Origin of the sequence: Paucisalibacillus algeriensis (genome assembly GCF_000577245.1) — a bacterium.
Lineage (GTDB): Bacteria > Bacillota > Bacilli > Bacillales > Amphibacillaceae > Ornithinibacillus.
On record NZ_CBYO010000020.1, the window covers coordinates 204,566 to 224,673 of the forward strand.

Sequence of the window (20,108 nt, forward strand, 5' to 3'; positions counted from 1 at the left end):
GGAGTAATGATATGAACGGACAAAAACTAAAAAAAGAAAATTGGACAGAAACCTGGACATCTGCAGCTGCAGCGGTTCATGGTTCCATCAAATATACGGATAAAAACTATTTAGATTTAGTGGATGTGATGGGATTAACTGGGCATGCTTTTCGGATCAATATTGATAAGAAAGAGATTAATGTTGCAGGCCCAACCTCCTTCCCAGGTGGTTATTTGTTGCGAAAGAATCTAACCAATCTAGGGTTTATAAGTAATTTAGCGGATCCAACAGTACCGGTACCACCTGATAAATTAGAACAAACCATTGCACTCATACAGGAATCTATAGACCGTGGGATCCCTGCTATCGTATTTGATTTATTTATACCAGAATTCGGGCTGATTTACGGGTATGACGATGAAGAGAAAGTATTCCACGCAAAAGATTCATCCAAGGATGGAGTTGTTAGCTATGAAGAGTTTGCGGACGCCAGGGGTGTCCTGTATACAACCACGGTTGGCGAAAGTCTCCCCCATTCTAAATATGAAATGCTCCGTATGGCACTGGAAACTATTCTAGATCACGCGCATGGACGGGAGTGGCAGGCCGTCTTTAAAGGCAAGTATGACATCGGATTAAAAGCGTATGATACATGGATTAAGGTAATGGAAAAACGTTGTGGGGACGCTAATGGAAATTCCTATAATATTCAAGTTGTTTCGGATGCTAGAGAGTTTGCCGCTAAGTTCTTACATAACTTGACGATTAAATGGGACGGAACAAATATTGTGGAAAGAGGAGTCCGAAAATTTGCGGGTGAGGCTGCGAAGCACTATGAGGAAGTGGCCAGTTATCTTGTTGAAATGAGGGAACTCTTCCCATTTCCTCATGGGGGCGATCCTTCCAGCAAGGAGAACGCTGAGCGCTCCATTGAACTGTTAAAACGAGCGAAAGAAGCAGAGAAAAAAGGGATTAAACAGTTAGAAATACTACTAGATTTTATGAAAAATTATTATGCGGAAAAATGGGTTAATTAATCTAGTGAGAATGAATTTTTGGAGGATACATGCTAGTTTAGTATATTGATATTTAAAAAAACAAACAATTTTTCCGTAATATATAAAAAAGTATGAGGGTGAGCTGTTAAAAATGAGTGAAAAACTATTAAGAGTTGGTACCACTTATATTCCGGTTTCAAATGTAGAACTTTCTTCAGAATGGTATGTGAACAAATTGGGGGCTGAATTGAGTTATGTAGATCAAGATAAGGCAATACTTAATTTTGCTAATCAAAGCATATTTCTTGTGAAATCTCAAGAAATTCAAAGCTCAAATTTTTATGATATTCATGGCGAGGAACGTTTTTCATTAACATTTGAAGTCGATGGGTTGAGTGCTTTAGAAACAATTCACAAAGATTTTATTAGTAAACAAATTAGAGTTGGAGAAATTGAAAGCAGAGGACATGCTGGAAGAAATTTTGTTTTTTATGACTTAAATGGCAATAAATTTGATGTTTGGAGCGAATTGAGTCCAATTTTTAAAGAAAAATACTTAATATCTAAATAAGACATATTGGCGTTCTTTTAAGTAGGATTTATTACTCTGAAACAGGTAAGGCGGTTAATTAGGGTTCATCAACAGATGCCGACCATACCAAACAAAGAGTAGATTGTAATAAATATAGTGGAAAAAATACAAGTTTGTGAAGAACTTCTCTTTTACTATAGGATGCAAAAGCAAACAAGGTAATCAGCATGGTACTGCACCTCAAAAGTTAGATTCTTACTCTAACTTTTGAGGTGCAGTACCCATTGATTGCCTTTTTTGTTACGAAAAATACAATGGAATTGTTGGAATATTATGTTAGTATTTAGGGTAGAAGTTAATAAGCTAACAGGGCAGTTTAAGGTAAAGAAAAAAACTATATTTAACCAATGGAGGGATTTTTATATGCAATACGGACCAAATCCTAATGCAATCTACCCAAACGAGGCAATTAAAAGCATTTGCTATATTAAAAACGTTGTAACACGCTCAAATATTATAGTTGGTGACTACACATATTATGATGACATAAATGGTGCTGAAAAGTTTGAAGAACATGTCACACATCACTATGAATTTATTGGAGATAAACTGATTATCGGAAAATTTTGCGCAATAGCAAAGGGTATTGAATTTATAATGAATGGTGCAAACCATAGAATGTCCAGTGTTACTACCTATCCATTTAACATTATGGGCCATGGTTGGGAGAAATCTACTCCAACACTGAAAGAGCTTCCCCTTAAAGGTGATACTGTAATTGGCAACGATGTGTGGATCGGTCAAAATGTCACCGTAATGCCTGGTGTGCATATTGGCGATGGAGCTATCATTGCAGCCAATTCAGTCGTTGCAAAAGATATTCCCCCATACCATATTGCAGGCGGCAATCCTTGCAAAATTATTAAGAAAAGATTTGATGATGAACTCATCAATTATCTCCTTTCCGTGAAATGGTGGGATTGGCCTGCTAATAAAATTTTTGAAAACCTTGAAGCCTTATGCAGTGGGGACCTGACAAAAATTAAAGAAATTAAATAGAGCATTACCAGTAATTTAAATGTGCCCTTTGTAAAGGACATTAAAAAAAAGGCGGAGAATAATATGCCTGTTTGCCAAAGTTGCGATAAAAAATGGACTTACAAACAAACGATTATAACTTTATTTAGATTAAAGTGCCCACACTGCGAAAAAAGACAATATGAGTCTGCTTCATCCAGACTGAGAAGTGGGACATTAACTCTTTTACCATTAGTAGTGGTATTACCTGTTAACGCTCTATTCGACTTTTCAGTAGGTACAGCACTTATTATTGGGATTGTTATTGTGTTAATAATTTTTGGTATATATCCTTTCATTCTTAAGTTATCCAGCAAAGAAGAACCTTATTGGTAGCATACAGGGTGCGAATGTTGATTAAGGAGTTGTCGGTGCGGCATCTCCTATTGTACTAAAGGAGCTGTTTAGCTAAATAAGGAATTAAATATTTTATTGGAGGTAAATGTTAAATAATATAGGGAAGGGAGGGTTAAGACATTGAGGAGCATAAAACTAACCTATATTGCTTTCTCATTGATTTTTTTAGGTTTATTGTTTGGGTGTTCTAGAGAAATTTCCCTTGAGGATGAAATCGAAAAAATTCTTGAGAGCAGTGAAGGTAAAGATTATGAAAGAGTTATCGATTATGACATTAAAGGTGAATTTATTGTTGTCATCTATAAAAGTAAAAGTAATGAACAATTGAATGTTGGATTTATCAGGTCAAATAATAGTGAGTTAGATTGGGAAACAGGTATGGGTGGTCCTGAATTAGCAGGAGGTTATTCGTTTATCTCATATCCATTAATTGTAAATATTATTATTCCAGAAGAACAAAATATTAAAGAAGTAAAAGTATTTGGAGAAACTGCCAAATTTGTACGGTTCTCTGATGATATTGAGTATTGGATTTCATTCACAGAAAAAACTCCAAGTAGCCTTGATGTGGAGTACTTAAAATAGGTGTATATATATTAAGCCTGCAAGTAAACCTCCTTTTTCTTAAACAACGGGTGCAATAGGTTAACTAGGTAATCCAAGTGGCATAGCCTTTTTCTTATGGTTAAAATTTCGTTTTTATTTTTGGAATATTATGTTAGTGTTTAGGTAGAAGTTATTAAGCTAACGGGGGTAGTTTAACACAAGATGAATTTTAAAAGATATAAAAGGAATGAATCAAATTATGGATATTAGAAAACCTAATGATTTGGAATTTGAAAAGGTATTAGAGCTTTCACCCCAAGCAGTATTTGATGGTACATTAGGTGAAGTAGAACCAACTAAAGAAAAAATTGACCAACTTGTTAAGCCACTTCTTGAGAAGGGTAGCTATTATTTAATAGCAGTTGAAGAAGAGAAAATAATGGGCTGGATTCTTTTAGGTGCAAGCAAGGACCAGTTTACTAATAAGATAAATGGTTTTATTTATGAACTATTTGTTGTAGATAAATTTCGGGGAAATGGAATTTCTAAAAAGTTAATGAGAGCTGGTATTGACCAACTAAGACAAGAGGGATACTCAGAAGTCCGTCTAAGTGTATTTGCAGAGAATCACGCAATTAAAGTGTATAAAGATTTAGGATTTAACATAAGAACAGTTACTATGACTTTGCCATTATAGGCAATAGAAAGTTTGGATAGATGCTTTTGGTACTCAAGCAACATCTTGATGTAAATCTCGATGCTTATAATATAACTCTGATATAGTGTTTCCTGAAAAGGATCACGAAGTGCTGCTTCTATTAACTTATCAACTTTTGAAGTTGCCCATTCCAACGAACGTCTTGGACAGTATTCATGAATGCTTTTATTTAGAATGTCTTTATCTGTCTCCAAAACATCCTTCGATGTTGGATGGTTTAATAGGGTAACTAAAGAAACAGTAGAATATAAGTCCCCAAAAACCCCACGATACTCAGGGAATACCTGATCTAACACAGAATGAAATTGTAATTTTGTTTGTACATATAAATTTGTAATATTTTCATGTTGTCTAGTAAGATTACGTAGATTTAGTAATTGTATTCCGCGTTTCTTTTGCGGCTCGAGTTCTTCCTTATAGTACAGCTCGCAGAGATGTCTAGCGTCAATTATGTCTGTCTTAACCTTTCGTAAACTAGAGCTCTTTGCCTTGTAAGAGATAAGAGGATTAACGATGATAGTTAAATATCCTTTTTTCTCTAAATACTGAGCAACTGGTGTGTGGTAATGTCCGGTTGATTCTAGTACGACAGGAGGTCGTAACCCAGTATTATTTTCAATCTCAATTAAAAAGTAGTGCAATTTATCTAGACCTTCCAAGGTATGCGGTACTTTAAAACTAGCTTTATAAGGCTTCTTCTTATCTAGGAAACCTTGAATCTGACTTGCTCCTTTAGCTACATCCCTACATCCAGACCAACTACTGGATTCGTGGATTATATCCTCCTAAGAAGTATTTGCCGGTACCCCTAATCCTTCTTGTAGTATCACAGCTTCGCTTGTTAAGCGGGATTCTCGCCCCAACCAGCCTCAATCATGTTTCTACAAGTAGGGGCGAACAGTTTAGCTGACGGGATCTATCTCCCACGGGCAGGAACGTTCTACCCCGGCTACACTTGTAATGATAAAACCATATAAAATAAGGTCAACCAGTAATTTAAATGTGCCCTTTGTAAAGGACATTAAAAAATGGGGGAGAATAATATGCCTATTTGCCATAGTTGCGATAAAAAATGGACGTACAAACAAACGATTATAACTTTATTTAGATTAAAGTGCCCACACTGTGAAAAAAGACAATATGAGTCTGCTTCATCCAGACTGAGAAGTGGGACATTAACTCTCTTAGCGTTAGTAGTGATATTACCTGTTAATGCTCTATTCGACTTTTCAGTAGGTACAGCACTTATTATTGGGATTTTTATTGTGTTAATAATTTTTGGTATATATCCTTTCATTCTTAAGTTGTCCAGCAAAGAAGAACCTTATTGGTAGCATACAAGTAATAATATAAAGGGTACGAATGTTGATTAAGGAGTTGTCGGTACGGCATCTCCTATTGTACTAAAGGGGGAGGTTCTTTTGAGAAAAAAACTGTTGATCGTGATTCTATTTAGTATGTTTTTTGTTATGGTAGCTTGTAAATCAGAAGAAACTGTTAAAGAAGAAAAATGGGAAGATAATAGCCCGACTTTTACTAGTGAGTATGGCGAAATGTTTGGTAAAGAAGGTAGTATTGGAATAATTGGTCCTAAAACTGTTACAGAAAATGGACAAAAGTGGATGTGGCATTTTTGGGGAACTAAGGATATATCCAACAAAGAGTGGGAAATAAAGGCATTCAAGCAAGACGAAGATGAACCGATAAATCCAATCAAGGTCAAAGATGAAATATTAACTTCTCGTGGTGATGACATTAATGGACACGCTCGTTCAGCAGTATTATTTACGTCATCAGGACTATGGAAGTTAAAGGTTTATATTGACGGTGAATTTTTCGATGAAATTATTGTAGATATTATTCAAGAATGATAGAAATAGTAGTTAAGCTCAGGTTGGTTGCTTTAGTTATACAACAGGGATTAACATAAGTGATAATTCTCTGCTTATTTTTTGTTTCACTAATTGGGCAGGATAGTGGAAGAACAAAGGGGGAGAAAGTTGTTTAAATGGTTACGGTCAAGCAAACTTTTAGTGATTATTATATTTGCAATAATTTTAATCTCAACATCCTATTATTTATTAACAACACAAATGGCAGGATATCATTATGTTAAATTTACTACTACTCAAATGGAGATAATCCCGAAAAATGTAGATTGGGATAACAGGGCTATTGGGCAATTATTCAAGATGAAGAACAGATAACTGAGGTGTTATCAGTAATTAGTGAATCAAAACCTTATACTGGCGACTCTTTAATATGCGAAATAAAAGATAGGGATATGAGGCTCTTAATTAGACGTAACTATAATGAGAATGTCTTATCCTGGGTGGTTTGTGAAGGAGAAGAAGCTACATATTTATTACCGCTATTAGTAGAAAAAAGAGATGATATTGTATATGAAACCGATACTAAGTTGATGCCAATGTTAGAGGAGCTTTTTGGGAGTTTAACTAATTAATTCAACAAACGGGTGCAATACTTAAAGAAGGTGATCCAACATGATATCGCCTTTTTCTTATAGTTAAAATATCATTCTTGTTTTTGAAATATTATGTTAGTGTTTAGGTAGAAGTTATTATGCTAAAGGGCAGTTTAGTTGAATAAGAAAAATATTGTTGTATAAATTCTGAAACCTTTAACCGGTTTAATCGTAAATGAAAGTAATTCGGATTAAAATAAGGAAGGGATCATAATGGTCATTCTCATATTATTAATTCTTATCGTATTGGTTGGGTTACTGTTCATTTACCATCAGGTTGAATTTAGAAAAGGAGAAGAAGCCTTTCCTGCAGCCGGTAAATTTATAACGGTAGATAATTGTAAATTGCATTACATTTCTGCAGGGAAAGGGCAACCCGTTGTGTTTCTTCATGGAGGGATGCTTTCTAGTAGGGATTTTAAAGCTGTCGTTCAATTAGCTGCTAAGCAAGGTTACCATGCAATAGCTTTTGACAGACCGGGATATGGATATAGCGAAAGACCCAAGGGCGTTAAAGTCACTCCAATTTTTCAAGCCCGTCTTATTTATAGAGCGTTAAAAGAACTTGGTATTGATCAGCCAATTATTTTAGTTGGACATTCATGGAGCGGGACGATGACTCTTTCTTATGCTATACAATTCCCAAAAGAGATTGCAGGAATTGTTACGTTGGCTGGGGCTATGTACAAAGAAGGTTATCCAGCAGAAAATGGCGATATATTATCTAAGGCAGTCACAACGCCTATCCTTGGAAATGTTATTTTGAATACCCTGTTAAAGACACCGTTAGCCAAAGGAATGGCATATTCCATGGTGAATGCAACATTCGTTCCTGAACAAGTTCCTGATAAATATGCTGAAGAGCTATACGCACTGGGGTTTCGTCCAAGCCATTTTAAAGCGAATCGGGAGGATGTCCTAGCCTTCCCTGTTACTTCGAAAGAACTAAGTGCAAAATACAAGACAATAACGATACCTACCATTATTGTAGTTGGTGAATTAGATCCATTCGGTACAATTGCACAAGCTGAGCGATTGAAGAACGATATTCCTCATGCTATATATAAACTTATCCCAAATATTGCACACATGATTCCTGAACTTCACCCTCAAACGGTTATAGAAAATATAAACGAGATCTCTAATATGAACAAAAAAACAGTATAATTGCCATTTTGACTTTTGCAGTTTATACCAGTAGAGGCACGATTGTTTAATAAGCGTCTCTTTTCTTATTCAATTAATTGGTGCAATAGTTGATTAGAGCAACGTGTTTTAATATGCGTTGCTCTTTAATATTCTAGAAGTATTTTCTATAAAACTCTTGCCGCAGTCTACCACTTAGTTCTGCATAAATCCTTGTAGTTTCACTTTTTTCGTGACCTAATAGGCTTTGAATAACTTAAAATTAAACTATGTTATTGTACTCCCTCAGATAGATTCAATTTACTCTCAAATGCTCGCTTATTCGCAGGATTTCATACCACTTTTCAGAACAATAACGGATGAATGGAATGAGTTCTAAAAATTAATGCTACATGAAGGCATGCGGGAATAGAGGAGTTTAAAACTCCAATTTTTTAAGATTATACTGCACGCATTCTCCACGCCGCCCCTGGAGGCTATCCTTCCCACGTCTCAACGGGTCTATTGCCCTCTCATTCCTTCGTCATGCCTATCCAAGGGGTGGAGGCCAGTTTTGCTAAAGGTATGGGTCAGTGCCCTTTTGTACAATAATTCCAGTACTCCGTGCTTTCTATGAGATCCTACGAATAAGCCAACATTCAATTAAAGTAACTTTCAAGGTTTCAGACATTAGTTAGATAGTAATTCATCTATGCAGCTAAAGGTGTAACGATTTGTACTCTCAGGGCAATAGGTTTCATTACGCTGGGCAATTCCTACTACTATTCTGGCAAACTTACCAATCAGTTTCATAATTGATTTCATTTTTTTCATCTTTTTTACTTTTACATTGTAGGCATGAATTTCTTTGAACTCGGGGTTATTCATCACAAGACACATGGTTGCTAGGTACAAGAATCGCCGCAGACGAGATCTACCTCTCTTAGAAATGATAATTTGTCCTTTCCATTTACCAGAGCTAGCCTCTACTAAATGTAATCCCGAATGTCGTAATAGAGAATTACCATGTGCGAACTGACTTAAATCACCAGTTTCACCTAAAATACGGCCTACCATAGTTGGAGTTAATCCTTTGATGCTAAGTAGTTTATCTGCGAAGGAGATACTTTCGAGTATTTCATCTACTTCCTTCTCAACTATTGCTAACTGGGATGTGGCCAGATCAAACTCTTCGATTAATTGTGTTAGGTGTAACTTATATGCATCATGAGCTTTATCATTACCAATGGAATGCTTAGCTAGGTGAATAAGAGCTTCAGCTTTTTTAATCCCAGGTTGACGCTTCATTACTGTTCTCCACCCTTTAACGATGTCTTGTGCTTCCATCGAACGTAATTCTTTTGGTGTAGGGAATAATCGGAGAGTGGCAATTGCTCCTTTACCTTTTAGGTCCTTAAAAACTTGTTTAAGCTCAGGGAAAACAACGTCAACCCAACGATTAATTTGGTTCGCTGCACTGACAAATCGTTTAACGATTCCATCTCTGTTAGACATGAGTACTCTTAGTTTTTCAAAAGCCTCAGTAGTTGGACGAATAAAGGAATAGTAACCATTTTTCACCATATCAGCGATAACTAGAGCGTCTTTCTTATCACTTTTAGATTGCGTATTATCTCTGTTTTCTTTATTCTTTTTCACAAGATGGGGATTAACAGTTACCACATCAATATCCTGATCATAAAGCCATTGAGATAGGTTTAGCCAATAATGACCTGTTGGTTCCATGCCAATGATTTCTGTATCAAGACCTTTAATGCTTTTTAAATGGTTTATCCATTTTAGTAGTCTATCAAATCCTTCTTCATTATTTTCGAAAGGTAGAGGATCACCGACCACAATACCACGAAAATTTACAGCTCGAGCCACATGCGTCTGTTGGGCACTATCTACACCAACAACCAAATGTTTATCAGAAATTCTTTCTATTAGTTGATTTTGTTTGTCTTGCATTTTAAACTTCATATAAGAGCTTCCTCCTTAGATAATGAGTTTTAGAGTGGTGTCTATACTCTCATCTTACTGAGGGGCTCTATTTTTATCAAACTTGAAATTAAGGCACTACAGGAATGCTAATGGAGCAGGTAAGTTGTAGAAGGAAAATATAATATATTGAGGTGATTAGATGAAATATACTTGCCCTTGCTGCGGGTATAAAACATTAGATGAAGAACCTCCTGGAACACACGATATATGTGGTATTTGTTTTTGGGAAGATGATAGTGTTCAATATGATGACCCTGATTATTTGGGTGGAGCAAATATCCCATCTTTAAGGGAAGCGCAGATAAATTATGTCTTATTTGGATCTTGTGAGAAAAGATGTATAGAGTTTGTAAGAAAACCAGATGAGAATGATGTGAAAGATCCTAACTGGAAACCATTGTAACTTGAAAAGTACGAGGTAGGAAAGTTGCAACTGTTATTCCACTTTTAGGGCAGGTTTATTAAACAAGGGAATACAAAAAGGATATAGAAATATAGTTTTAGGTAGGACATTATGACTGAAGATTTTATTGCGATGAAGTATTAAGTGGGAAAACTCAAGTTAATAAAGTGTTGGAGACTGAAAATGTATTAGCCTATTATCATACAAGACCGTTTTATCCAGTTCATATTATTGCAAATACCCAAGAAACATATCCCTTCTTTAATAACATTGGAACATAGTTATAAAGGAATTATTATTAGAACTAATGGGAGTAATAAAAAAAGTTGCAGAAACAATGCTACGGATAGAGCGAGAAAGTTAGCAATCATCACAAATTATTAATCATAGCCACAAAAAACCATACCTTGCACGTATGGTTTTTTTGTGTTAACAGAAACTCTGTAAAATTAGCTTGTTCTCTTTTTGTTAATGAGCCACCAGAAGCTAGGAGCTTCCCCAAGCTCAACCGAATGTATCTTCTCTATTATTTTAGTTTTAATTTCCTGTTCAAGATCCTCACGCTCTTGGTAGGAAGTATTGTTAAGGCTTTTCTTAATTTTAAATTCAAAGTCATTTATTATATTTTCTATATCTTTGTTTTTCCCTTTCATAATATCCCCCTAATAGTTGCTAGATTAATTGACCTTTTAGTTTTTTGAGTGCTTTTCTATGTTGGTTTGAAACATTCTGTGGACTGGTATCAAGTAGTAAAGCTATATCCTTTATAGGAAAATTATTAAGATAAATCAGCTCTAAAATATCTAGTTGGTTCGGAGTAAGTTCTTCTAATGCCAATAGTAGTTTGTCATTTTCTATATGGTCTTTCAAAGTTGAGCCATATGCACTTTCATAAGAATAAAGATCCTTTGATATTATAAGGCCTTTAGCGACAGTTTCATTTTCATTATCTGATGAAACGGACTGGTCAAGAGTTAAAAGATAGTTTCTATTAATCTTATTAATTTTCTTATCGAAATCAATACTAAAGAAGTGGATTAGTTTACTGATATACGATATTAGTTTCACCCTGTTATAGTGTTCTTTAAATGCTTTATCAACTTTCTCCTGATTTACTTCTGTTGAGTCAGAAACTGCTTCTTGAACGAGTTTATAATTATCATCATTTTCTAGGAAACTTGTAATAATGGGGTTATTAAGAACGCCTTTATTAATCTCCATAAATTCCTTCATTTTTATATCCTTTGTAGTCAAATAAACTACCCCCTTTTTGATTTTTCCCTCCTTATATAAAGAGATTAACTAACCTAATTATACACCAAAATACAGAACAAATGTTCTGTATTTTAGGAAATATTTATGCGGAATTAATCTTTCAATTTAAAACCAATTTCATTTTGTCTTGGTTTATTTTTAGCTGCGTCTATCACTTTAAATAGTCAATAGTTTTACTATATTCCAGTAAAAAAGGGGGAGAGAGCTTATGACAGGTATTGACCCACCTGTTTGGGTAGCGATTATCGGAAACTTTGGATTTCCTATAGCAATTACTGTTTATCTATTTGTTCGTTTTGAAAAGAAATTGGGAGAGTTAGAGAAAGTAATTACTAATTTATCCGAGGCAATCAATGAATTAACTATTAAAAAATAAATTAATTAGTGGTTTGTTTTTTTGTTTTAATTGCTCTTTCTATTAATAGATGTACATCAAAAACACAAACAATCAAAGGAGAGATTTTTATGACATTACGTACCAAAACTATGACAGTAGCCGAGGTAAAAGGACTACGTGATTCTCACAGATTAATTTGGGAAAACCTAGAGAAAAAATTAAAGGCGAATGAAATAAGAACTAGGCTAGATGCAATTGCATCCGTAGCAAGTATTTGGATAAAATTTATAGGTCCTTATGGAACTATTGCTGCCATTACCGACCTTTTACTTACTTTTCATCGCATAGATGAAATTCAAACTGCAATTAGTCACTTTAGAGGTGCAGAACAACAATTTAAACTAGTGTATGATAGACTTGTATATTCAGGGTATCGAGCAGCACAAGTTCAAATGGTCTGGGTTAAATATCCTCTCGTTTCTACTACTGGTGAATTTGTTGAAGGAAACAATGTTAATCCAGCTTTGGGATATAAAATTGTTAAACTTCAAAAATCAGACGGAAATTGGATCAACCCACCTATTGGTAGTTAATGTTAGAAATCTTTAAGCCTCTCATTATTTATGAGGGGCTTTTTTTGTGTGAAAAACCAATTGCTTATTTTTGTTAATTATCATAATATGAATTATATTAAGATTTAAAAGAAATATAGGTTGAAGTTACAACAAGATGAATGGAGTGATTCTTTGAACAAAAACAAAATTATATTTTTAATAGCTGGATTTTTGATGATTGCTGTCATTGTAATGGGTTATTTTAATTTTTCCTTCTCTTTACCTATTACATTTAAAGAAATGGTAGAAAAGCAAATTAGCCAAGATGAACAACTTGTTTTTACTAAAATAGATACGGGAAGAATTGCTTCCATAAGTATTGAAGTTCCTATTTCTGGCGAAGAAGAAGTCAGAATTGAGGATAAAGATGTAATTTCTACCTTACTTAATAATGAACTCCGTATCTATAATGGTGGAAGATATAAAGAGAGTAATGACGAGTTTGACCTATATGTTCGATTTTATGGCTCAACTCATAGATATACGATTGCTGAAGAGTATATAAAAACTGATGATGGCAATTACAAAGTTTTAGATGACCAAAATAGCCTTTTTGAATATCTTGAATCCTTATATGAGGAAAAATAAAATATATACTAAAAGTAAATCCTACCCCGATTCAGGAGTAGGATTTTATTTTCTAAGTAACTGCTAAAAGACTAGTTAGGATAAATCCTTTCTTTCCTTTCAAATATCCTAGTCAGTTCATTGTAGATAAATTCTTCCAAAATACTTCTAGATAGCTTTTTTAATTCTGCAGGAGTATATTCAACAATTTCCTCGTTGTTTATTTTGTATCTTTCATTATTGTTTTCTTTCCCCAAGTACTTTACATCTAAATGGTATTTGGAATACATTTATTTTTTTAGTTCCAAGAAGTCATTATTTAATTGATCGATAAGGTTATCCAGTAAATCCAGATATAGATTTCCAATTTTAAATTTCCGGAACCCAACTTGATCTTTCTTAAAAACTTTGATTGCCAAAGGCAAAGCCATATATCGATTTATAATTTGCTGAAATTGACAAATATTCTTTTCCTGTTTGGTTGCGGTGTGATTGTGTAATGAAGCAGTTACATAGAACCAAATAGACAATTCAATTTAGGGGGGAGATTTCGTTGAAACAGTTAACAAAATCATCAACAGACAAAGCATTATTCGGTGTTTGTGGAGGAATAGCAGATTTCTTTGGTATATCATCTTTTATAGTAAGATTAATATTCTTTTTTACTAATCCAGTTTCTTTTTGGGTATATATATTTCTTGCTTGGTCTTTAAAAGAAAAACATGCCCTATAAAAATTCAATCAACGGGTGCAATAGTTTAGCAAGACGATCATAATTGAACTGCACTCCCAATTGTTATATGCGTCTAACAATTGGGGTGCAGTTCAACATGGTCGCCTTTTTTAATGTTAAATTTCAACTTCGTTTTTGGAATATTATGTTAGTATTTAGACAGGTGTTATTATGCTACCGGGACAGGTTTGTGCATGAAAAGTTGGTGGATAAAATTTATGAAAATATTAGGATGCTTATCCTAAAAAGGGGAGGCATAACAGAAAGTGAAGATTATAAGGTTTAAAGAAGCTGATACAGAAGAGGTTGTTTCTTTGTTTTATGAAACAGTTCATTCCGTAAATTCAAAAGATTATTCCCAAGACCAATTGGATGCTTGGGCACCTAAAGATGAAAAAGAATCTAAAATGAAATCGTGGAAGGAATCATTGAGTCATCATATAACATTTGTCGCTAAAGTTAATGATAAAGTTGTTGGTTTTAGCGATTTAACACATACTGGGTACTTAGATAGATTGTTCGTTCATAAAGATTATCAAGGACAAGGTATAGCCACAGCTTTAATTGATATGCTTGAATCTGAGGCAAAGAAACTAAATCTTTTAGAAATTGATGTGGAAGCAAGTATTACAGCTAAGGCATTCTTTGAACATCGAGGCTACAAAATTGTTTGTTCACAAACTGTAGAACGTAAAGGTGTTGAATTGACTAATTTTAAAATGTTAAAAGAAATAAAGTAATTATTTTGTTTAATAACTGATTAGGAGTCGTCAAAATGATTGAACATAAAAAATTTCCGAATTTAGAAACAGATAGGTTGTTATTGCGAAATGTAAATAATGAAGATATTGATTTTATTTATAGGCTTTTTAGTGATGAGAGAGTATGTGAATTTTTATATGATGAAGAATTATTTATAAGTAGAAATGATGCAGTAGAGTTTGTTGAATGGAATAAAGATCCAGAAGAAAAGGGATATAATCGTTGGGTATTAGTCAAAAAAGGTGCTAACCAAGAACAAATTGGAACCTGTGGATATGACAATTGGGACAGAGTGAACAATATTGCAGAAATAGGCTATGATTTGTGGCACGAATATTGGGGACAAGGATATATGAAAGAGGCATTAATTAGTGCAATTAATAGTGGATTTAATCATATGAAATTGAATAGAATTAACGCTTATGTTGCTTTAGATAATGTCAACTCTATGAAGCTATTAGAAAAACTTGGGTTTGTAAATGAAGGAGTATATAGAGATAAGCATTTATTTAGGGGCAAATATTATGACCATTATTCCTTTTCTTTGTTAAGAAGAGATTGGAATCGATACTATTAAACTATGGATCTCAATTATTGTTGCAGTAGATAATAGGAGGTTTTTATGACAATAATTTGTTTGGAAGGTGCCAGTGCAGTAGGAAAAACAACTACTGCTAAAGAATTATCAAAGATTTCTAATACATATATTGTTCCTGAAGTAAACCTATTATTTGAACGTCCTAAAGATGAAACGAAGACATGGTACCTAGAACGTCAGTTAGACAGATGGCAAATAGCACGAGATAAACAAAGTGAATATGATATTGTAATTCTTGACGGTGATCTGTTTCAGCCATTAAGTTACAACTGGAGTTTTGATTTCAAAATATTTAACCAGAGTCTAGATTTTATTTATGAGTTTTATCGAAAAGAAATAAGTAAAGGAAGGATAAAATTTCCGGATAAATACTTTTATCTATACACTAGCCATCATAAACTTATATACCGTAAAGAAAATGATAAAACAAGGAAGAGAGGAAACTTTGAGAAACACTTAGAAATTATAGAACCACACAAAAGGTATTATGAAGCTCTAAATCAAATTAAACCACAGTTTGTTCATCTAATGGAGGCAAATAAAATAGAAGAAAATATAAAAGTAATCATGGATAATTTGCCTTTTTCTACACAAAACCACATTTCAGAAAATGTACTTGATCATATTGTGGAATGGTTAAAGAAAAACAAACCGTAACTTATACATTGTTGCTATGATTACTGAAAAAAAAGAATTAGTTTTAAAACCATTGAAAAAGTATTAAAAGTGTTTTTATTTTATCTTAAAGCTCCTTTCCTACATATAAAATTGCTTGAAGGTGACTGAACATGAAAAGTAGAATAAAAACAAAAATGATAAAGATACGCAGTGGGAATAGGGAAATTAGATTAAACGTAAAAATTGCAGATACTCAAAGGAAAATGGAAAAGGGCTTAATGTTTGTTGAAAGACTACCCGAAAATGAGGGGATGTTATTTGTGTTTTTAAGGAAAAGATATGGTGGCTTCACGATGAAAAACACATTAATTCCTTTATCTATTGCTTTTCTTGATTCAGATGGGGTAATTCTGAAAATACTAGATATGGAGCCTTGTAAGGAGAATATATGTCCGACCTATGATCCGAAACTTTCTTATCGATATGCAATTGAAGTGAATCTTGGATGGTTTGAAAAGAATCAAATCAAAGAAGGGGACTATGTACAGATTTATTGAATCATCTAAACTTGAAGTACTAGGGGTGAGGTGATTTTTTTAATAGATAGTGTATACAAAGTAAAAGGTGCTTTTGCACAATAGTAGGATTTTCATAATGTCGAGCTTTTCTACCTAAAGCAGAATGATAAAAGAAGAACAGTTCTGTCCGTTTATAATAGCAACTTGTTCTTCTCTTTAAACAATAAAGAAGTTACTAATTAACAGGTACAATAATTCGCAATAAGGGTTGCTAACCATATCACCAATGTACTTTCCATAATGGGTTTTTTATCATCAAATTTATAATTATTGCTTTTTAGTGATGTGAAAATATTATCATATGCTTATTGAATATCTTCTGCTGTATGGTAAATTCTATAGCATAATACCGAGGTGAAATCGTGAAATATACTTGTCCTTGCTGTGGTTATAAAACATTAGATGAAGAACCACCAAACACCTATGACATATGTGAAATTTGTTTTTGGGAAGATGATGGCTACCAATACAAATATCCTGATGAAACAGGTGCCAATTATGTTTCCTTTAGAGAAGCACAACAAAATTTTATTAAATTTGGAGCAAAAGGTAAAAAAAGTTTAAATTTTGTAAGACGTCCAAAAAAGTCAGATATGAAAGACACTAATTGGAAACCTTTATAAATGTATAAAGTTCTTCTTGTTTAACTTCGGGTGCTTTACTTCCAGAAGGGAGTAGCACCTATTACTAAACTATCTGGGCAGTTTAGTGCAAGAAAAGCTATTAATCTCTTCTTTAACTAAAAACATAGGTTTTTACAATGGAAATACCAGGGTAATTTGTATAGTATTTTAGCAATTACAACAGTTATAGTCGCTTTGCCAAAACTTTACTATTTTCATTGTCAAAAGCACAAAACGATGTATATCAATAAAAAAGCAAGTGAATTAATATGCTAATTCACTTGCTAAATGCATTGTTTATTCTTGTTTTGACCTCACAGCGGAACCGAGAAAATACGGGTGGCTTTTTATAATAGGTTCTTCTCCACTCTTCCATTCTTTATAACGACTTGGATATTATCATTATCCGCAAGAGAGTAAATATCCTCTAATGGATTTCCTTTTACCACTACGATGTCTGCAAGTTTACCCTGTTCAAGTGTTCCAACTTTATCTTCCCAACCTAAACATTCAGCTGCAGTTTTGGTGGAAGCGACAATCGTATCCATTGGTGACATGCCTGCATCTTTCATTAATCCAAGTTCACGTAGATTGGTACCGTGCTTCATAACGCCAGCGTCTGTACCCATCGCGATTTTTACACCGGCTTTATAGGCTTTGGTGAAACTTGCTTTATGTTGCTCGATAACTTCCCTGGATTTCTTTACTGCACTATCAGGCATTCCTACTTCAGCGGCATTTTCTAATACGGCAACAGGTGCTAATAACGTTGGTACCAAATATGTCCCATTCTCTAGCATAAGTTCGATGGCCTCATCATCTAAAAAGATACCATGCTCGATGGAATGGACTCCTGCTCTTATCGCATTTTTAATGCCTTCAGCTCCTTGAGCATGGGCCATGACCTTTACCCCTTTACGGAAACGCCCTTCTTCTACAATTACTTTTAATTCCTCTAGTGAAAACTGGGTGAATTCCGGGTGGTCGGTGGCACTTAATACGCCTCCAGTGGCATGTACTTTAATGACTTCTGCACCGGCACGTAACATTTCGCGTGTCTTTTTACGGACTTCTTCCACACCATCACATTTTCCACTTGGCATGCCCGGATAGTCTGAAGGTAAAAGATCCACTGTATTCCCTGATACGGTGTAACCATCACCGTGACCTCCTGTAATCGTAAGGGCATTGATGCTAAGTTGTAAACGTGGACCGGGAATCAAACCCTCTTCCACAGCTTTTTTTACCCCAAGGTCCGTGCCAAGTGCATCTCTAACCGACGTAATACCAGCATGTAATGTGTTTTTTAGGTAATTTGCAGCCTGGTAATACATGAATGAAAATGGTGTAGCGAGCCGCTCAGAAAGTGGTGCATATTCCATCATCATATGGACATGTGTATCAATCAGCCCTGGTAGAACGGTACCGCCTGCTGCATCAACAATAACCTCATCCCCAGTTGGTGAGTAGCCAGTTTCCGGACCGACATATACAATGCGCTCGTCCTCTGTGACAACAACTTGGCCCTTCTTTGCTTCTCCGCCATTACCATCAATTAATAGTCCATTTTTAATTAGTTGTTTACCCATGATTATTCCCCCATTTTGGTTTATTGTAGTTTTGTATTAATTCGCTTTAATTACAGTGTCTGTACTAAAACACCGGCGATGATAACCGATACGATGGTCACCGTTGTAAAACCACCGATAAGCATTGGTGCCAGTAACTCATTAAAAATCAATTTTTCCTCTTGTTTATTTCGACCGATACTTCTGGAAACTTCCTCACAAAGAATATAGTCTCCAGGAAATCCAAATAATGCCGTTAGGGCAACTGGCATACCTTTATAAGGGTGCCATTTTACTAATTTTGAAGTGATATATCCGCCGATAGACAGTCCAATCGTCCCAATGACTAGAATAGTGACAACACTTGGCAAGTTGCTTAATGCATCTTGAGGTGTTACTCCTGCCATCGTTCCCATAACTACAAAGATAATGCCAATCATAGTTAGGGAGAATGAGTTCGACTTTTCTAGTACTTTAGGTTCAAATAGACGAAGCTTAAGACCGACGATTCCGATAGCCAAACACCATAGACTATAATGGATTGGCGTTACCTCTCCAAGCGCAACCCCTATAGCAGCACCAACAAAAACAAAGAATAATTTCAATGTCATACTAGCTTTAACTGGATTCGACTCGGATTCTTCCGATGACTTACCGTTGAGTTCTTCATCCGTTGCCATCGGTACGAAGGTGCCATTATCGATATCCTTTTGCAGTTTTAAAGCGTATCTCCTCATAAAATTCAGCGCTATCGGCATCCCGAGGACACCTTGAAATGCTACAACTAATGCTGGGACGACAATAAGACTGGATAAGCCTATTTCAGCCAGCTTTTCTGATGTAACCAATAACGCAATAATTCCACCACTGATCGGGCCAACACCCGCAACAGCCGTCGGGTAGTCAAAAATAAGTGTTACAAACGTTAAAATTAAAATACATGATACAAGTAAGCCACCCAAAGAAATAAGTACTGCTTTGATTTGACTTTTCAACAAAGAAAACGGAATCATGGTACCCATATGTAAAATAGCGGGTCCAATAAGAATTGCCCCTAATGCTGCAAATTGAGACTTGTCTAAGATGTCCTCTGGTAGTAAGCCTGTCCAACCAACAATCATGAAACCTACCATTGCAGTGAGTAGCATTGGGATCCTTGCTCTGGATTTAATAGAAAGCCATTCCCCCAATGCAATAAATGCAAAAATAACTACAGTTGCGACAAGCGGATTATTTAGCATAAAGTACCTCCTCTTTAGGTGTTATAATAATAAATTTTTATAACTATAACATGTTGAAAACAACCTGTCTACATACTTTTCTTAATTGTCTAATAAATATCATTAATATGAAAACGCATACTATATTGATAAATAAGCATTCTGGTGAATGGAAAAAAATTTTCAGAAAGAGAGAATGGGTGATTTCCGGTCAAAGCGATTGAGAATCAATGTGGTATGATGTGAAGAAATTAAAAAGGGTCGGAATATTATTGACTATAGCAAATAATTGATTTAATATTCATAAATAAATAGTAATATAGGCCTATAAAATGTTCAGAAAGAACTTTATAACCATGAGAGGTGAATGTGAAAAAAGAATAGCATT

27 protein-coding genes and 3 pseudogenes are annotated in these 20,108 nt (G+C 34.6%); 22 read left to right on the plus strand and 8 right to left on the minus strand.

The genetic code is table 11. From position 1 onward, the window contains the following. The first annotated feature begins 11 nt into the window (after positions 1-11). From TY11_RS15135 to TY11_RS15160, 6 genes are all read left to right on the plus strand, one after another. Complete coding sequence (locus tag TY11_RS15135) at positions 12-1,019, plus strand: hypothetical protein (RefSeq protein WP_042147962.1); 1,008 nt, start codon at positions 12-14, stop codon at positions 1,017-1,019. Between the two features lie 112 nt (positions 1,020-1,131). Continuing rightward, complete coding sequence (locus tag TY11_RS15140; protein WP_042147965.1) at positions 1,132-1,551, plus strand: VOC family protein; 420 nt, start codon at positions 1,132-1,134, stop codon at positions 1,549-1,551. 384 nt (positions 1,552-1,935) lie between these two features. Beyond that, the gene (locus TY11_RS15145) at positions 1,936-2,571 is read left to right on the plus strand and encodes a Vat family streptogramin A O-acetyltransferase (protein WP_042147968.1); all 636 of its coding nucleotides are present in this window, start codon (positions 1,936-1,938) and stop codon (positions 2,569-2,571) included. Positions 2,572-2,634: 63 nt separating this feature from the next. After that, on the plus strand, positions 2,635-2,925 hold the full coding sequence (locus TY11_RS15150) for a TIGR04104 family putative zinc finger protein (protein ID WP_042147972.1): 291 nt from the start codon (positions 2,635-2,637) through the stop codon (positions 2,923-2,925). A gap of 141 nt (positions 2,926-3,066) precedes the next feature. Beyond that, the gene (locus TY11_RS15155) at positions 3,067-3,531 is read left to right on the plus strand and encodes a hypothetical protein (RefSeq protein WP_042147975.1); all 465 of its coding nucleotides are present in this window, start codon (positions 3,067-3,069) and stop codon (positions 3,529-3,531) included. A 220-nt stretch (positions 3,532-3,751) separates the two neighbouring features. Then, on the plus strand, positions 3,752-4,189 hold the full coding sequence (locus TY11_RS15160) for a GNAT family N-acetyltransferase (RefSeq protein ID WP_042147977.1): 438 nt from the start codon (positions 3,752-3,754) through the stop codon (positions 4,187-4,189). A gap of 8 nt (positions 4,190-4,197) precedes the next feature. Here TY11_RS15160 and TY11_RS20195 read toward each other — a convergent pair. Beyond that, positions 4,198-4,986, minus strand: a pseudogene (locus TY11_RS20195) (IS110 family transposase); the annotation flags it as partial. Between the two features lie 267 nt (positions 4,987-5,253). Between TY11_RS20195 and TY11_RS15165 the strand changes: the two are divergent. The 5 genes from TY11_RS15165 (at position 5,254) to TY11_RS15185 (ending at position 7,862) form a co-directional block, all read left to right on the plus strand. Further along, on the plus strand, positions 5,254-5,544 hold the full coding sequence (locus TY11_RS15165; protein ID WP_042147979.1) for a TIGR04104 family putative zinc finger protein: 291 nt from the start codon (positions 5,254-5,256) through the stop codon (positions 5,542-5,544). Between the two features lie 87 nt (positions 5,545-5,631). Then, a complete protein-coding gene (locus TY11_RS15170) occupies positions 5,632-6,081 on the plus strand; it encodes a DUF4871 domain-containing protein (RefSeq protein WP_042147981.1) in 450 nt (149 codons plus the stop codon). Positions 6,082-6,210: 129 nt separating this feature from the next. Continuing rightward, positions 6,211-6,417, plus strand: a complete 207-nt coding sequence (locus TY11_RS15175; protein WP_042147982.1) for a hypothetical protein — start codon at positions 6,211-6,213, stop codon at positions 6,415-6,417. 77 nt (positions 6,418-6,494) lie between these two features. Further along, entirely contained in the window at positions 6,495-6,674 is a 180-nt protein-coding gene (locus TY11_RS15180) for a hypothetical protein (protein ID WP_042147986.1), read from the plus strand. Positions 6,675-6,908: 234 nt separating this feature from the next. Beyond that, complete coding sequence (locus TY11_RS15185) at positions 6,909-7,862, plus strand: alpha/beta fold hydrolase (protein WP_042147989.1); 954 nt, start codon at positions 6,909-6,911, stop codon at positions 7,860-7,862. A gap of 133 nt (positions 7,863-7,995) precedes the next feature. Here the strand turns inward: TY11_RS15185 and TY11_RS20885 are convergent. Continuing rightward, a pseudogene (locus TY11_RS20885) lies at positions 7,996-8,097 on the minus strand (integrase); the annotation flags it as partial. Positions 8,098-8,510: 413 nt separating this feature from the next. Next, entirely contained in the window at positions 8,511-9,803 is a 1,293-nt protein-coding gene (locus TY11_RS15190; RefSeq protein ID WP_042147991.1) for an IS110 family RNA-guided transposase, read from the minus strand. Positions 9,804-9,963: 160 nt separating this feature from the next. On the opposite strand from TY11_RS15190, the gene TY11_RS15195 reads away from it, so the two are divergent. Together TY11_RS15195 and TY11_RS20890 are read left to right on the plus strand one after the other, a co-directional pair. After that, positions 9,964-10,227: a CPCC family cysteine-rich protein gene (locus TY11_RS15195; protein ID WP_042147994.1), complete on the plus strand. Its 264-nt coding sequence runs from the start codon at positions 9,964-9,966 to the stop codon at positions 10,225-10,227. 167 nt (positions 10,228-10,394) lie between these two features. Next, positions 10,395-10,558: pseudogene (locus TY11_RS20890) on the plus strand (HIT domain-containing protein); the annotation flags it as partial. Between the two features lie 118 nt (positions 10,559-10,676). Here the strand turns inward: TY11_RS20890 and TY11_RS15200 are convergent. Beyond that, positions 10,677-10,880: a helix-turn-helix domain-containing protein gene (locus TY11_RS15200; RefSeq protein WP_042147997.1), complete on the minus strand. Its 204-nt coding sequence runs from the start codon at positions 10,878-10,880 to the stop codon at positions 10,677-10,679. A gap of 19 nt (positions 10,881-10,899) precedes the next feature. After that, the gene (locus TY11_RS15205) at positions 10,900-11,481 is read right to left on the minus strand and encodes a sigma-70 family RNA polymerase sigma factor (protein WP_052345853.1); all 582 of its coding nucleotides are present in this window, start codon (positions 11,479-11,481) and stop codon (positions 10,900-10,902) included. A 229-nt stretch (positions 11,482-11,710) separates the two neighbouring features. Between TY11_RS15205 and TY11_RS20210 the strand changes: the two genes are divergently transcribed. From TY11_RS20210 to TY11_RS15215, 3 genes are all read left to right on the plus strand, one after another. Beyond that, complete coding sequence (locus TY11_RS20210) at positions 11,711-11,878, plus strand: YvrJ family protein (protein ID WP_081755939.1); 168 nt, start codon at positions 11,711-11,713, stop codon at positions 11,876-11,878. An 89-nt stretch (positions 11,879-11,967) separates the two neighbouring features. Continuing rightward, positions 11,968-12,432 (plus strand): hypothetical protein, encoded by a 465-nt coding sequence (locus TY11_RS15210; RefSeq protein ID WP_042148001.1) that lies wholly within the window; start codon positions 11,968-11,970, stop codon positions 12,430-12,432. 153 nt (positions 12,433-12,585) lie between these two features. Further along, positions 12,586-13,041: a hypothetical protein gene (locus TY11_RS15215; RefSeq protein ID WP_042148004.1), complete on the plus strand. Its 456-nt coding sequence runs from the start codon at positions 12,586-12,588 to the stop codon at positions 13,039-13,041. Positions 13,042-13,310: 269 nt separating this feature from the next. Here the strand turns inward: TY11_RS15215 and TY11_RS21180 are convergent, their stop codons facing one another. Then, positions 13,311-13,550, minus strand: coding sequence for a YhjD family protein (locus tag TY11_RS21180; protein ID WP_491630658.1), 240 nt, complete (start codon positions 13,548-13,550; stop codon positions 13,311-13,313). A 23-nt stretch (positions 13,551-13,573) separates the two neighbouring features. On the opposite strand from TY11_RS21180, the gene TY11_RS15225 reads away from it, so the two are divergent. The 6 genes from TY11_RS15225 (at position 13,574) to TY11_RS15255 (ending at position 16,932) form a co-directional block, all read left to right on the plus strand. Next, positions 13,574-13,753: a PspC domain-containing protein gene (locus tag TY11_RS15225; protein WP_042148011.1), complete on the plus strand. Its 180-nt coding sequence runs from the start codon at positions 13,574-13,576 to the stop codon at positions 13,751-13,753. A gap of 266 nt (positions 13,754-14,019) precedes the next feature. Beyond that, positions 14,020-14,493 carry a GNAT family N-acetyltransferase gene (locus TY11_RS15235; protein ID WP_042148016.1) on the plus strand — a complete coding sequence of 158 codons (474 nt, stop codon included), beginning with the start codon at positions 14,020-14,022 and terminating at the stop codon, positions 14,491-14,493. A 35-nt stretch (positions 14,494-14,528) separates the two neighbouring features. Then, on the plus strand, positions 14,529-15,092 hold the full coding sequence (locus tag TY11_RS15240; protein ID WP_042148019.1) for a GNAT family N-acetyltransferase: 564 nt from the start codon (positions 14,529-14,531) through the stop codon (positions 15,090-15,092). Between the two features lie 45 nt (positions 15,093-15,137). Further along, complete coding sequence (locus TY11_RS15245; RefSeq protein WP_042148023.1) at positions 15,138-15,770, plus strand: DEAD/DEAH box helicase family protein; 633 nt, start codon at positions 15,138-15,140, stop codon at positions 15,768-15,770. 131 nt (positions 15,771-15,901) lie between these two features. Further along, positions 15,902-16,288: a DUF192 domain-containing protein gene (locus TY11_RS15250; protein ID WP_042148026.1), complete on the plus strand. Its 387-nt coding sequence runs from the start codon at positions 15,902-15,904 to the stop codon at positions 16,286-16,288. Between the two features lie 383 nt (positions 16,289-16,671). Beyond that, positions 16,672-16,932, plus strand: coding sequence for a CPCC family cysteine-rich protein (locus TY11_RS15255; RefSeq protein WP_042148029.1), 261 nt, complete (start codon positions 16,672-16,674; stop codon positions 16,930-16,932). 347 nt (positions 16,933-17,279) lie between these two features. Here TY11_RS15255 and TY11_RS15260 read toward each other — a convergent pair whose 3' ends face one another. Then, positions 17,280-18,521, minus strand: coding sequence for a metal-dependent hydrolase family protein (locus TY11_RS15260; RefSeq protein WP_042148033.1), 1,242 nt, complete (start codon positions 18,519-18,521; stop codon positions 17,280-17,282). A gap of 50 nt (positions 18,522-18,571) precedes the next feature. Further along, positions 18,572-19,741 carry a hypothetical protein gene (locus TY11_RS15265; protein ID WP_042148036.1) on the minus strand — a complete coding sequence of 390 codons (1,170 nt, stop codon included), beginning with the start codon at positions 19,739-19,741 and terminating at the stop codon, positions 18,572-18,574. Positions 19,742-20,108 lie beyond the last annotated feature (367 nt).